Here is a 12,334-nt window from a genome sequence, read left to right as displayed (position 1 = left end):
TTCAATGAGCCCATCTTACGCCTGCAAAAAATGGATGAATAACGCTATGATTTAATCAAATTCATTCAAAAATCAGATGAGTTATGCACAAAACTACCCTTGAGCAGTGGTCACTACTTGAACGCGTCGTTGAGTTGGGCAGCTTTGCCCGCGCCGCAGAGGAGACGCATCGTAGCCAGTCCTCCGTCAGTTATAACCTGGCATTGTTACAGGAGCGGCTGGGCGTGGCGCTGCTGGTTCAGGCGGGGCGTAAGGCGGTGCTGACCCCGGAAGGGGAGCTGCTGTTAAATCAGGTTAAACCGCTGCTCAACGCTTTTACCCTGCTGGAGACGCGCGCCGCGACGCTGCGCAACGGGATGCGTACCCGACTGGATGTGGTGGTGGACAGCATTTTCCCTCGCCGTCATCTGTTTGCCATTCTGCGCCAGTTTCAACAGCGCTATCCGCAAACCGAGGTGCATCTGACTGAAATACTTGAGAACACCGGTGAGGCGCTGAACCAGAGCGAAGCCGACGTGATGGTGCTGACCCGCCGCCAGGATGTGACCGGGCGCGGCGAATGGCTGATGAATATCGATTTTGTCGCCGTGGCGCATCGGGAGCATCCACTGTTTGAACACAACACGCCGCTCACTGATGAAATGCTACGCCCCTGGCCACTCATCCAGATCGCCGGGCAGGGTTACGCCGCGCCTCCCGGCGGCGAAGCCTGGACCTTCTCCACCATCGATGCCGCTATCGATGCGGTGATGTATCAGGTGGGGTATGGCTGGCTACCGGAAGAGCGAATTCAGCAGCAGCTGGAAAGCGGTGTGCTGAAAACAGTGCCCCTGACCCATGGCACGCGCCGTGCGACACCGCTGCATCTGATTGTAAAGCGCACGCTCGCCCCGCTCGACGAACAGGTTGAAACCTTACTGCACCTCTTCAGACAGCCGTCGTAGAGGTGAACTGCTACGCTTAACGGTCTGAACTTCAAATATGACAAGGAGCAGACCGTGAAAATCGATCTTACGGGGAAAGTGGCGTTAGTGACCGCCTCCACCGGCGGCATTGGCTTCGCCATCGCCAGAGGGCTGGCGGAAAGCGGCGCAGAGGTGATTGTTAACGGACGCAGCATCGACTCGGTCAACCGGGGCATCCAGCAGCTACAACAGCAGATCCCCGGCGTTCAGGTGCGGGCGGCGATTGCCGATCTCAGTACGGCTGAGGGGGTGGACGCGCTGCTGAAGGTCGCCTCTGGCGTAGATATTCTCGTCAATAATGCCGGGATCTACGGACCCCAGGATTTCTACGCCACCGACGATGAGACCTGGAATAACTACTGGCAAACCAACGTGATGTCCGGCGTGCGCCTCTCACGCGCCCTGCTGCCCGGCATGGTGCAAAAAGGCTGGGGCCGGGTGGTGTTTATCTCCTCAGAGTCGGCCTGCAATATTCCGGCGGACATGATCCACTACGGCGTGACCAAAACCGCGCAGCTGTCGCTGGCGCGCGGGCTGGCAAAATTTGTGGCCGGTAGCGGCGTCACCGTCAACAGCGTCCTGCCTGGCCCGACGATGTCGGACGGCTTTGCGGAGATGATGAAAGACGAGATAGAGAAAACCGGCAAGTCGCTGGAGACGCTGGCGAAAGAGTTTGTGATGGCCAACCGCCCAAGCTCGGTGATCCAGCGGGCCGCCACGGTGGATGAAGTGGCGAACATGGTGGTTTACGTCTGTTCCCAGCAGGCTTCAGCCACCTCCGGCGCGGCACTGCGCGTGGATGGCGGCGTGGTGGACGACATCATCTAGCCGCCCGAAGGCCGCCCGCCCGCTGGCGGGTGGCATCTGCCGCTAAAGCAGGTAAACTGAGGGCAGAATGTCTCTTTACGCTAAGACCCTGTTATGACCAATATGATTGCCGATGAGGCCGTGGCGAAATCCCGCGTCCTCTCCGTGTTCGACTTTGATGGTACGCTGACCCATCACGACAGCTTTATTCCGTTCTTACGCTTTGCGTTCGGTAAACGTTACTTTGCCGGTCGCCTGGTGCGGATGGCCCTGCCGACCATTCACTGCGTGCGCCGCAAGCTGACCCGCGACGAGCTGAAAGAGGTGCTGATCAAAACCTTCCTGACCGGCGTGGATGAGCACTGGCTGCGCGAGCAGGCCGAGCGGTTCTGCGAAAAGTACTGGGACAGACTGATGCGCCCGCAGGGCGTGCTGGCGGTCGCGGCGGAGGTGAACTCCGGTGCGGAAGTGACGATCTGTTCCGCTTCCCCGGCGCTGGTGCTGCAGCCGTGGGCCGACAAGCTCGGCATTAAACTGATTGGCACCCAGCTGGAAGTGAAAAACGGCAAGCTGACCGGGCGGATCACCGGCCATAACTGCCGCTGTGCGCAGAAAGTGGCGCGGCTTGAGCACGTCTACGGCAGCCTGACCAACTATCACGTGCGCGCCTGGGGCGACACCCGTGGCGATCACGAGCTGCTGGCAGCGGCGCAGGATCCGCACTGGCGTCATTTCCATCCGCCGCGTGCGCGTCGTAATTCACCCATCAAGCCGTAAACCATGCCGGGTGGCGGCTTCGCCTTACCCGGCCTACAACTGCATATCCCGTCGTAGGCCCGGCAAGCGCAGCGCCGCCGGGCAAAAAACTCAGGCTTCCCGTTTCCCCGGGAACAGCAGGCTCGCCACGATCCCCGCCGCCAGTACGCCCAACACCACCAGCAGACTCGCCGTGGCACCGATGCCGTAGCCGTGATGCCAGAAGTGATCCGTCGCGTTCAGGCCGAGCTTAAAGGCCACGAAGAACAGCAGCGCGATCACCGCTTTCTCCAGATGCACCAGATACTGCTTCAGCGCTTCCAGCACGAAATAGAGGGTACGCAAGCCGAGGATGGCGAACATCATGGCGCTGTAGATAATCAGCGGCTCGCGGCTGACAGCGATGATCGCCGGTACGGAGTCAAAGGCGAACATCACGTCTGAAAGCTCAACCACCGCCACACAAAGCAGCAGCGGCGTGGCGTAGCGCTTCGCCTTCTTCACCCGTCCAACCATCACGTCCTGGTTCTCGGGTTTTTCCAGCTCGGCGTCCACCTCTTTCTGGCTCAGCAGGAAGGCGTTACCGGTGATTTTTGGCCAGATCGGATAGAAGCGTTTTACCGCGCGATAGGCCAGATGCTGGGAGTAATCCTCGATCTCGTCCTGCTCTTCGCCGCGCTTGAGCATCATCACCGCCGTCCAGGCCACAATCAGGGCAAAGACCACTTCAACGTAAGGCCCGAGACTCAGCAGGCTGGTACCGATGGCAACGAAAATACCGCGGAAGACGATAGCGCCGATCACTCCCCAGTAAAGCACCCGGTGACGATACTGATCCGGCACGCCAAACCAGGCGAAGATCGCCATCATCACGAACAGGTTATCAACGGAGAGCACCTCTTCCAGCGCATAACCGGTGAGGAACAGGCTCGCCACTTCGGCACCGTGATGAACGTAGAGGAACCCGGCGAACGCCATCGCCATCATCACCCAGAAGAGGGACCACAACGAGGCACTTTTTAGTGAAATTGGTTTGTCATGGCGATGCATGAAGAGGTCGATAAACATCGCCCCGACAGCCATCACCACAAAAACAACAACGGTTTCCGTCGGGAAACCGAGATGAGCAGATGACATAGACAACCCTTTTTGAAGACAAAATACACACCATGCAGACTGGCGAGGCCAGTGAAGAAAAAGGGGGACCGTTTACCGGCTTCTCCCTTAAAACGCATAACCCTGCGTGAGGGAGTGTACTTTACCTCACAATGCGGAGGTTCTGCCATCGGCGCTTTACTGGCTCATGCCGCGCAGCCGCTGCAGGACGGCCACCAGCACCGCCACCGACCAGCCAACCATCAGCGCGCCAGTCAGTCCTTCTATCCCGCCGATCAGCCGCCAGTGCTCCGGCAAGGTGACGTCGCCGTACCCCACCGTAGCGTAGCTGACCAGCGAGAAATAGAGGCTGGTATTGCAGTCAGAAAACGCCTCCACATAGCGATAAAAGGCGGCAAACAGGCCGGCTTCAAGCAGATGGGCGAATAGCGCGGTCATGATGATGGCGATATTGCGAAACACAATGCGGATAACCGATTCCACATTCAGGTTGATGACTTTCAGGACAAAAAACATCCACGTGGAATGAATGATTACCGTCAGGTTAATCAGGATAATAATGCTGACAAGCTGCATATCACACTCTCTGCTGGCAACGAAATACGCCCTGTTCAGCAGAACAGGGCGCAGGATAGAGGCACGTTTGAGATGCAGTGTAGCGGATGTGGATGAAACAAAAGGGGCAATAGTTGCGCCGGGGGACTACTTCTCCGCCAGCGCTTCTGCGCAGGCCCAGGCGCTGGCCCACGCCCACTGGAAGTTATAGCCGCCCAGCCAGCCTGTCACGTCCATCACTTCGCCGATAAAGTAGAGTCCCGGCACGTTGCGCGCTTCCATGGTGCGCGAGGAGAGCTCGTTGGTGTCCACCCCGCCCAGCGTCACTTCCGCGGTGCGGTAGCCTTCAGTGCCGTTCGGCTGTACGCGCCAGGCGGTTAAGGTGTCGACCATCGCCTGCTGCTCGCGGATGTTGAGCTGCTTCAGGGATACGTCAGGGATCTGCCCCAGCAGTTGCAGACACTCCACCAGCCGCTTCGGCAGCTGCATCGCCAGGGTATTTTTCAGGCTCTGATTAGGGTGTGCCGCGCGCTGCTCGTCGAGGAAACTCTCCAGATCGCAATCCGGTACTAAATTGATGGTGACGAACTCGCCCGGCTGCCAGTAGCTGGAGATTTGCAGCACCGCCGGACCGGAGAGGCCGCGATGGGTGAACAGCAGATTCTCACGGAACACCGTCCCGTCTTCGGCAGTGATAACTGAAGGTACAGAGACCCCGGACAGCGTCTGCAGCTGTTCCAGCAGCGGTTTGTGCAGGGTGAAGGGCACCAGCCCGGCGCGGGTGGGCAAAACCTTCAGGCCAAACTGTTCGGCAATTTTATAGCCAAACGGCGTCGCACCCAGTCCCGGCATCGAGAGCCCGCCGCTGGCGATCACCAGCTTTTCGGCGCTCACGGTTTCACCGTTCAGTTGCAGGGTATATCCCGCATCGTCTCGCGCCACTTCCAGCACTTCGCTGCGCAGTCGTAGGGTAACCTCGCCTTTTTCACACTCCGCCACCAGCATATCGACGATTTGTTGCGCAGAATCGTCGCAAAAAAGTTGCCCCAGCGTTTTCTCATGCCAGGCGATGCCGTGTTTCCCTACGAGGTCAATGAAGTCCCACTGGGTATAACGTGCCAGCGCAGATTTGCAAAAATGACGGTTCTGGCTCAGATAAGCCGCAGGCTCGATATAAAGGTTAGTAAAGTTGCAGCGCCCGCCGCCCGACATCAGGATTTTTCGGCCTGGTTTTTTGCCGTTATCGAGCAGCAGAACCCGGCGCCCTGCCTGTCCGGCCATCGCCGCACAGAATAAACCTGCCGCACCGGCGCCAATAATGATGGCATCATACTTTTCCACGTCTCGATCCTCCTGTTTTGGGGGCGCGAATTGTAAAGTTTCCTCAAGAAACGCACCAGCGCAAAGATCTGCAATTTCATTCATTTAATTGAAATCTAAAAAATAATTCTTTTACTGCTACGCTTATGTCAGTAGGCAAATCAAAAAAAAGCTATATTTCACTTTGCCCGTTGCGCATTTGTCCTGGATAATGCGCCGCGTTCATGTCCTCAAGATGGCGTAACGTCCTATGCTACATTTGTTTGCCGGCCTGGATTTACATACCGGGCTTTTACTCTTGCTTGCTCTGGCCTTTGTATTGTTCTACGAAGCGATTAACGGCTTCCATGACACTGCGAACGCAGTCGCAACGGTTATCTACACTCGGGCATTACGATCGCAGGTTGCGGTAGTGATGGCTGCGGTGTTTAACTTCTTTGGCGTTCTTCTGGGGGGTCTGAGCGTAGCCTACGCGATTGTGCATATGCTGCCAACGGATCTGCTGTTGAATGTCAGCTCCGGCCATGGCCTGGCTATGGTGTTCTCTCTGCTGTTTGCTGCAATTATCTGGAACCTCGGTACCTGGTATTTCGGCCTGCCAGCATCCAGTTCCCACACGCTGATCGGCGCAATCATCGGGATTGGTTTAACCAATGCGCTGATGACCGGTACGTCTGTGGTGGACGCGCTGAACATCCCTAAAGTTCTGGGTATTTTCGGTTCACTGATTATCTCCCCGATTGTCGGTCTGGTTGTGGCGGGTGGTTTGATCTTCCTGCTGCGTCGTTACTGGAGCGGCACCAAAAAACGTGCCCGTATCCACCTGACGCCAGCCGAGCGTGAAAAGAAAGACGGTAAGAAAAAACCGCCATTCTGGACGCGTATCGCCCTGATCATCTCTGCTATCGGCGTGGCCTTCTCTCACGGCGCTAACGACGGTCAGAAAGGCATTGGTCTGGTGATGCTGGTACTGATTGGCGTGGCACCTGCGGGCTTCGTGGTGAATATGAATGCTACCGGTTACGAAATTACCCGTACCCGTGACGCCATCAACAACGTTGAAACCTATTTCCAGCAGCGTCCTGATCTGCTGAAAAAAGCGACCGGCGTTGATCAGCTGATCCCTTCTCCGGAAGCAGGTGCAACCACCGCCCCAGGCGAGTTCCACTGCCACCCGGCCAATGCGATCAATGCCCTGGAGCGCGCTAAAGGCATGCTGACGGACGTCGAAAGCTACGACAAGCTCACTCCAGAGCAGCGTGGCCAGATGCGTCGCATCATGCTGTGCATCTCCGACGTGACTGATAAAGTGTCCAAGCTGCCTGAAGTCTCTTCTGACGACCAACGTCTACTGAAGAAACTGAAAGTGGACATGCTGAACACCATCGAGTACGCACCTATCTGGATCATCATGGCGGTCGCACTGGCGCTGGGTCTGGGTACGATGGTTGGCTGGCGTCGCGTGGCAACAACGATTGGCGAGAAGATCGGTAAGAAAGGCATGACCTATGCCCAGGGGATGTCCGCTCAGATGACGGCGGCAGTCTCTATCGGTCTGGCCAGCTACACCGGTATGCCGGTATCCACAACCCACGTTCTCTCTTCATCCGTGGCGGGTACCATGCTGGTTGATGGCGGCGGTCTGCAACGCAAAACCGTGACCAGCATTCTGATGGCATGGGTATTTACCCTGCCGGCATCGATTCTGCTGTCTGGCGGTCTGTACTGGATCTCCCTGCAATTTATCTAATCGCAGGCAGATAACGATAAGAGCGGGTCAGGTAACTGGCCCGCTTTTTTTGCGCTCAATGCCAGATGAGGAGAGCAATCATGCTCACCACCACCAGGCCGCACAATGCGCTGGTCAGAATAAACTGACGACGCAGGCGTTCACAGCGACGGATAAACTCATCATCATGATGATCGCGATAGCGCTGGGCGTAGATATACCACACCAGGCGCATCTGTTTGCTGGGCTGCCCGTGCGAGGTGAAGAAGCCCCCGCCGTCCACATATTGATAAAGCAACGGATCGCAGCCACGCAGTACCACTAACAGCGCGCGCAAGGATGAGAAATAACGCGCCATATTCACAATGCAAACCACACATAACGCCCAAAACAATGCGACGGTGCTAATCATACTTCCTCCCCGGCGTCCGCCCACGAAGCAACGCTTCGGGACTACCGCACCCATGCCCTGACAGACGGTTCAGTGAAAGAGAGACTCAAAAGCGGATCGGCTTCACATTTTATTATCCGAACGGCTTATTCAATAGTGTAGGAGATCCGTTAATTTTTTTGCCACAAGGTTAATCGTTATCAACACCAATGCTTGAAAATTTTGTTTAACTGGGCCGTAATGAAAGCAGGTAGACGACTGCTACACGCATTGGTCATCGATAACTTAAGGAAGGAGTAACACTATGGCTTATAAACATATTCTGATCGCTGTTGACCTCTCCCCGGAGAGCAAAGTGCTGGTTGATAAAGCGGTATCCATGGCGCGTCCGTACAATGCGAAAGTTTCCTTGATTCACGTGGACGTAAATTACTCCGATCTCTATACCGGCCTGATTGACGTGAATCTGGGGGATATGCAGAAGCGTATCTCCGAAGAGACCCACCAGGCGCTGACCGAACTCTCCACCAATGCTGGCTATCCGATTACCGAAACCCTGAGCGGCAGCGGCGACCTGGGCCAGGTGCTGGTTGATGCCATCAAGAAATACGATATGGATCTGGTGGTCTGCGGCCATCACCAGGACTTCTGGAGCAAGCTGATGTCGTCAGCCCGCCAGCTGATTAACACCGTGCACGTTGATATGTTGATTGTGCCGCTGCGCGACGAAGACGACGAGTAAGTGGGATGGGAAATGCCCGGTGGCGCTAGCGCTTACCGGGCCTACAAAACCAAACCGTAGGCCGGGTCAGGCGAAGCCGCCACCCGGCTTTTTTATTCCGGCGTGCCGGAGTAAATATCAAAACGGTGGCCTTTGGTCACCACCGCATTGGTCGTCGCAACTTCCGCCAGCGGCGGTGCGTAATCCGGGCGCTTCACCACCACGCGCTTCGTTGCCAGCAGACGGGCAGGCTCCAGCAAGCCGTCCGCATCCAGATCCGGCCCCACCAGCGACTGAAATACCCGCATCTCCTTTTTCACCAGCGCGCTTTTCTGCTTGTGCGGGAACATCGGGTCGAGATAGACCACCTGCGGACGCGGGGTGATGCCGGTCAGCGCCGTCAGGCTTGAGGCGTGGATCAGCTGCAGCCGCTCCTGGAGCCAGCCGCCGATTTCCGGGTCCGCATAGCCGCGCGCCAGGCCATCATCCAGTAACGCAGCCACAACCGGGTTACGCTCCAGCATCCGCACCCGACAGCCTACCGAGGCCAGCACAAAGGCATCGCGCCCGAGTCCCGCCGTGGCATCCACCACATCCGGCAGATAGCTGCCCTTGATCCCGACGGCTTTCGCCACCGCTTCACCGCGGCCGCCGCCGAACTTACGCCGGTGCGCCATCGCCCCGCCGACGAAATCGACAAAAATGCCGCCGAGTTTGGGCTCGTCGCGTTTGCGTAATTCCAGATGCGCTGTCGTCATCACCAGCGCCATCAGGTTCTCTTCATCGTGCTCCAGCCCCCAGCGGGCCGCCAGAACAGATAAGGCGCCGTCTCCGGCGCCTGTTTCATCTACTAAATGAATCTTCACGAATCAATTAACCCTTGATGCCGTAATGCTCCAGCATCGCATCCAGCTGCGGTTCGCGGCCACGGAAGCGTTTGAACAGCTCCATTGGCTCTTCGGAACCGCCGCGGGTCAGGATGTTATCCAGGAACGACTGACCGGTTTCGCGGTTGAAAATCCCCTCTTCTTCGAAGCGGGAGTAAGCGTCTGCCGCCAGCACGTCCGCCCACAGGTAGCTGTAGTACCCTGCCGCATAACCGCCAGCAAAGATGTGGCTGAACGCGTGTGGGAAGCGACCCCAGGCCGGGCCTGGAATAAGGGCAACCTGCTTTTTGATCTCCGCGAGGGTTTCGAGCACCTTCGCGCCCTGCTCCGGGCTGAACTCGGCATGCAGGCGGAAATCGAACAGGCCGAACTCCAGCTGGCGCAGAATAAACATCGCCGCCTGGTAGTTTTTCGCTTCCAGCATCTTATCCAGCAGCGCTTTTGGCAGCGGCTCGCCGGTCTCATAGTGGCCGGAGATAAACGCCAGCGCGTCCGGCTCCCAGCACCAGTTTTCCATAAACTGGCTTGGCAGTTCGACGGCATCCCACGGCACACCGCTGATACCGGCAACGCCTGCCGCTTCAATACGGGTCAGCATATGGTGCAGGCCGTGGCCGAACTCGTGGAACAGGGTGATCACTTCGTCATGGGTGAACAGCGCGGGTTTGCCGTTTACCGGACGGTTGAAGTTACAGGTCAGGTAGGCCACCGGCTTCTGCAGCGAGCCGTCGGCTTTACGCATCTGGCCCACGCAGTCGTCCATCCACGCGCCGCCGCGTTTATTTTCGCGAGCGTACAGGTCGAGATAGAAGCTGCCGCGCAGTTCGTTTTTGTCGTCATACAGCTCGAAGAAACGCACGTCGTCGTGCCATACGTCCACATCGTTACGCTCTTTCGCGGTGATGCCGTAAATGCGTTTGACCACTTCGAACAGGCCGTTAACGGCTTTGTTTTCCGGGAAGTACGGACGCAGCTGCTCATCGCTGATGCTGTAGAGGTGCTGTTTCTGCTTCTCGCTGTAGTACGCGATATCCCACGGCTGCAGTTCATCCACGCCGAACTCCGCTTTCGCGAAGGCGCGCAGCTGGGCCAGCTCTTTCTCACCCTGTGGACGGGCGCGTTTTGCAAGATCGGTTAAGAAATCGAGCACCTGCTGTGGGTTCTCGGCCATTTTGGTGGCGAGGGATTTATCCGCGTAGCTGTCAAAGCCCAGCAGCTGCGCCAGCTCGTGACGCAGGGCGAGGATTTCGGCCATCACCGGGCTGTTGTCCCATTTACCGGCGTTCGGGCCCTGATCGGAGGCACGGGTGCTGTAGGCGCGGTACATCTCTTCACGCAGAGCCTGGTTGTCGCAGTAGGTCATCACCGGCAGATAGCTCGGGATATCCAGGGTCAACAGGTAGCCTTCCTGCTCTTTTGCTTCGGCCTGGGCTTTTGCTGCCGCCAGCGCGCTCTCCGGCATGCCCGCCAGCTCCGCTTCGTCGGTAATCAGCTTCGTCCAGCCCATGGTGGCATCCAGGACATTATTGCTGTACTGGTTGCCCAGCTCAGACAGGCGGGTGGCGATTTCGCCGTAGCGCTGCTGTTTCTCTTTCGCGAGGCCGATGCCCGACAGTTCAAAGTCACGCAGGGCGTTATCGACAGACTTTTTCTGGGCGATGTTCAGCGTCGCATAGTGATCGCCATCGCGCAGATCGCGGTACGCTTTGTACAGCCCCTCGTGCTGTCCGACCCAGGTGCTGTATTCCGACAGCAGCGGCAGGGTTTGTTCGTAGGCTTCACGCAGTTCCGGGCTGTTTTTCACCGAGTTCAGGTGGCTGACCGGGGAGAAGATGCGGCCAAGCACATCATCCACTTCCGCCAGCGGCTGACACAGGTTTTCCCAGGTATAGGGCGCGCCTTGCGCAACCACGCTCTCGACTGCGGTACGGCAATCGTCCAGTGCTTTAGTGACCGCGGGGACAACATGTTCAGGCAGAATGGAGGAGAACGGTGGCAACGAAAAAGGCGTCAGTAATGGGTTGGTCATAAACACTGTCCTGTTAAATGAGTGAATGAAGCGCGCATCCTGCGCGAGCATATTGTTCCAGGATGGGGTTAAGTGTAGTGAATTTCAATGGCTGCGGTGACAGAAAAGCAGCCGCTGCGACGCCGCGTGCCGGGCCTGCGGGTAATCTGTGCCGTTCTGCTGTAAACTGTGGCCAATCGACATTATCTGGAATTTATCTACCCATGCTCAGTTATCGCCACAGCTTTCACGCGGGCAACCACGCCGACGTCCTTAAACATACCGTTCAGAGCCTGATTATCGAAGCGCTGAAAGAGAAAGATAAGCCTTTTCTCTATCTGGACACCCATGCTGGCGCGGGCCGCTATCAGCTGAGCGGCGAACACGCCGAGCGCACCGGGGAGTATCTGGAAGGTATCGCCCGTATCTGGCAGCAGGACGACCTGCCGGCAGAGCTTGAGCCCTACATCAGCGTGATCAACCACTTCAACCGCAGCGGCCAGTTACGCTACTACCCGGGCTCGCCGCTGATTGCCCGCCAGCTGCTGCGCGAGCAGGACAGCATCCAGCTCACCGAACTGCACCCGAGCGACTACCCGCTGCTGCGATCCGAATTCCAGAAAGACAGCCGCGCGCGCGTGGAGAAATCGGACGGCTACCAGCAGCTGAAAGCGAAGCTGCCGCCGGTTTCCCGTCGCGGCCTGGTGCTGATCGACCCGCCTTACGAAATCAAAAGCGACTATCAGGCGGTGGTTGCGGGCATCAACGAGGGTTATAAACGCTTTGCCACCGGCACCTATGCCCTGTGGTATCCGGTGGTGCTGCGTTCGCAGATCAAGCGCATGATCAAAGACCTGGAAGCCACCGGCATCCGTAAGATCCTGCAAATTGAACTGGCGGTTCTTCCGGATAGCGATCGACGCGGCATGACTGCCTCCGGCATGATCGTGGTTAACCCGCCGTGGAAGCTCGAAGCGCAGATGAATAACGTTCTGCCGTGGCTGCACAAAAAGCTGGTTCCGGCCGGAACGGGCCACACGACCGTCAGCTGGATCGTGCCAGAGTAATCGCAGCCATCG

The 12,334-nt window shown here is 57.5% G+C and carries 12 protein-coding genes; 6 read left to right on the top strand and 6 right to left on the bottom strand.

Annotated elements, in window-relative coordinates; genetic code table 11:
- The first annotated feature begins 83 nt into the window (after window positions 1-83).
- From FFB58_RS19090 to FFB58_RS19080, 3 genes are all read left to right on the top strand, one after another.
- Complete coding sequence (locus FFB58_RS19090; protein WP_138370714.1) at window positions 84-944, top strand: LysR family transcriptional regulator; 861 nt, start codon at window positions 84-86, stop codon at window positions 942-944.
- A 54-nt stretch (window positions 945-998) separates the two neighbouring features.
- A complete protein-coding gene (locus FFB58_RS19085) occupies window positions 999-1,793 on the top strand; it encodes an SDR family NAD(P)-dependent oxidoreductase (RefSeq protein WP_039032473.1) in 795 nt (264 codons plus the stop codon).
- 93 nt (window positions 1,794-1,886) lie between these two features.
- Window positions 1,887-2,549 (top strand): HAD family hydrolase, encoded by a 663-nt coding sequence (locus tag FFB58_RS19080; protein WP_082019625.1) that lies wholly within the window; start codon window positions 1,887-1,889, stop codon window positions 2,547-2,549.
- 90 nt (window positions 2,550-2,639) lie between these two features.
- On the opposite strand, the gene FFB58_RS19075 is transcribed toward FFB58_RS19080, so the two are convergent.
- From FFB58_RS19075 to FFB58_RS19065, 3 genes are all read right to left on the bottom strand, one after another.
- The gene (locus tag FFB58_RS19075) at window positions 2,640-3,665 is read right to left on the bottom strand and encodes a TerC/Alx family metal homeostasis membrane protein (RefSeq protein WP_039032472.1); all 1,026 of its coding nucleotides are present in this window, start codon (window positions 3,663-3,665) and stop codon (window positions 2,640-2,642) included.
- Window positions 3,666-3,821: 156 nt separating this feature from the next.
- Window positions 3,822-4,220: an ion channel gene (locus FFB58_RS19070; RefSeq protein WP_138370713.1), complete on the bottom strand. Its 399-nt coding sequence runs from the start codon at window positions 4,218-4,220 to the stop codon at window positions 3,822-3,824.
- Between the two features lie 126 nt (window positions 4,221-4,346).
- The gene (locus FFB58_RS19065; RefSeq protein ID WP_138370712.1) at window positions 4,347-5,540 is read right to left on the bottom strand and encodes an NAD(P)/FAD-dependent oxidoreductase; all 1,194 of its coding nucleotides are present in this window, start codon (window positions 5,538-5,540) and stop codon (window positions 4,347-4,349) included.
- Between the two features lie 229 nt (window positions 5,541-5,769).
- Here FFB58_RS19065 and pitA point away from each other — a divergent pair, with 229 nt between their 5' ends.
- Complete coding sequence (gene pitA / locus FFB58_RS19060) at window positions 5,770-7,269, top strand: inorganic phosphate transporter PitA (protein ID WP_039032469.1); 1,500 nt, start codon at window positions 5,770-5,772, stop codon at window positions 7,267-7,269.
- Window positions 7,270-7,324: 55 nt separating this feature from the next.
- Here the strand turns inward: pitA and uspB are convergent, their stop codons facing one another.
- Complete coding sequence (uspB, locus tag FFB58_RS19055; protein WP_032615027.1) at window positions 7,325-7,660, bottom strand: universal stress protein UspB; 336 nt, start codon at window positions 7,658-7,660, stop codon at window positions 7,325-7,327.
- A 283-nt stretch (window positions 7,661-7,943) separates the two neighbouring features.
- Here uspB and uspA point away from each other — a divergent pair, with 283 nt between their 5' ends.
- Window positions 7,944-8,381 carry a universal stress protein UspA gene (uspA, locus tag FFB58_RS19050; protein ID WP_032615029.1) on the top strand — a complete coding sequence of 146 codons (438 nt, stop codon included), beginning with the start codon at window positions 7,944-7,946 and terminating at the stop codon, window positions 8,379-8,381.
- 92 nt (window positions 8,382-8,473) lie between these two features.
- Here the strand turns inward: uspA and rsmJ are convergent, their stop codons facing one another.
- Both rsmJ and prlC read right to left on the bottom strand, forming a co-directional pair.
- Window positions 8,474-9,226 (bottom strand): 16S rRNA (guanine(1516)-N(2))-methyltransferase RsmJ, encoded by a 753-nt coding sequence (gene rsmJ / locus FFB58_RS19045; RefSeq protein WP_138370711.1) that lies wholly within the window; start codon window positions 9,224-9,226, stop codon window positions 8,474-8,476.
- Between the two features lie 7 nt (window positions 9,227-9,233).
- Window positions 9,234-11,276, bottom strand: coding sequence for an oligopeptidase A (gene prlC, locus FFB58_RS19040; RefSeq protein ID WP_138370710.1), 2,043 nt, complete (start codon window positions 11,274-11,276; stop codon window positions 9,234-9,236).
- A gap of 203 nt (window positions 11,277-11,479) precedes the next feature.
- Here prlC and FFB58_RS19035 point away from each other — a divergent pair, with 203 nt between their 5' ends.
- The gene (locus tag FFB58_RS19035) at window positions 11,480-12,322 is read left to right on the top strand and encodes a 23S rRNA (adenine(2030)-N(6))-methyltransferase RlmJ (RefSeq protein WP_039032467.1); all 843 of its coding nucleotides are present in this window, start codon (window positions 11,480-11,482) and stop codon (window positions 12,320-12,322) included.
- Window positions 12,323-12,334 lie beyond the last annotated feature (12 nt).

The organism is Enterobacter sp. MF024, assembly GCF_005843915.1.
Taxonomy (GTDB): Bacteria; Pseudomonadota; Gammaproteobacteria; order Enterobacterales; family Enterobacteriaceae; genus Enterobacter; species Enterobacter barmai.
This window is presented reverse-complemented; position numbering and strand designations above follow the sequence as displayed.

Bases quoted from the DNA above. Each gene is read 5' to 3' on its own strand.
- uspA (WP_032615029.1), top strand. From the start codon at position 7,944: ATGGCTTATAAACATATTCTGATCGCTGTTGACCTCTCCCCGGAGAGC.
- FFB58_RS19075 (WP_039032472.1), bottom strand. From the start codon at position 3,665: ATGTCATCTGCTCATCTCGGTTTCCCGACGGAAACCGTTGTTGTTTTT.
- FFB58_RS19080 (WP_082019625.1), top strand. From the start codon at position 1,887: ATGACCAATATGATTGCCGATGAGGCCGTGGCGAAATCCCGCGTCCTC.
- uspB (WP_032615027.1), bottom strand. From the start codon at position 7,660: ATGATTAGCACCGTCGCATTGTTTTGGGCGTTATGTGTGGTTTGCATT.
- FFB58_RS19090 (WP_138370714.1), top strand. From the start codon at position 84: ATGCACAAAACTACCCTTGAGCAGTGGTCACTACTTGAACGCGTCGTT.
- prlC (WP_138370710.1), bottom strand. From the start codon at position 11,276: ATGACCAACCCATTACTGACGCCTTTTTCGTTGCCACCGTTCTCCTCC.
- FFB58_RS19070 (WP_138370713.1), bottom strand. From the start codon at position 4,220: ATGCAGCTTGTCAGCATTATTATCCTGATTAACCTGACGGTAATCATT.
- FFB58_RS19035 (WP_039032467.1), top strand. From the start codon at position 11,480: ATGCTCAGTTATCGCCACAGCTTTCACGCGGGCAACCACGCCGACGTC.
- pitA (WP_039032469.1), top strand. From the start codon at position 5,770: ATGCTACATTTGTTTGCCGGCCTGGATTTACATACCGGGCTTTTACTC.